The following is a 547-nucleotide window of genomic DNA, read 5'->3' on the forward strand; positions in this document are numbered from 1 at the left end:
GTCTACAATCACGAGAGCCGCGCCGCGGAAGCGATCCCGGTCTACGATCTCAACACGATGGGAGACGGCGCTGCGGTCGATGGCCCGTGCATCGTCGATGCGCCGACCTTCACCGCTTACCTCAAGCCCAATCACAACGGCGAAGTCGATCGTTACGGCAACCTCGTCGTCACCGTCGCCTGAGAAGGAATATCATCATGGATGGAAAAATCTCTTCCGACCTCACCGCCGCCACGCGCCGCGTCGATCCCTTCCTGATGTCGGTCCTGAAAAGCCGCTTCGAGGCGATCGTCCGCGAAATGACGCTCGTCGTCATGCGCGCCAGCCGCTCGGCCGTCATCAAGAATGCGCGTGACTTCTCCTGCGCGATCCTGACCTATGACCACAAGCTGGTGACGGTCGAGGATGCGCTGCCGATCCACGTCATGTCGATGGATCTGGCGACGCGTCCGATCACCGAGCTCTTCCACGACGTCAAGCAGGGCGACATCTTCTTCAACCACTGCCCCTATACGGGCGGTACGCACCATGCCGACCTGATCGTCGC

Annotated in this window: 2 protein-coding genes; both read left to right on the forward strand. The window is 61.1% G+C overall.

The window, feature by feature from the left end:
• Window positions 1-183: hypothetical protein (locus ACFHWW_RS34150; RefSeq protein WP_379943809.1), on the forward strand; the 183-nt coding region annotated here is incomplete at its 5' end.
• A 14-nt stretch (window positions 184-197) separates the two neighbouring features.
• Window positions 198-547, forward strand: a 350-nt coding sequence (locus ACFHWW_RS34155) for a hydantoinase B/oxoprolinase family protein (protein ID WP_379943811.1), incomplete at its 3' end; no start/stop codon positions are given.

This window comes from Sinorhizobium sp. P24N7, assembly GCF_042436655.1.
In the GTDB taxonomy this organism is placed as follows: Bacteria; Pseudomonadota; Alphaproteobacteria; order Rhizobiales; family Rhizobiaceae; genus Sinorhizobium; species Sinorhizobium meliloti_A.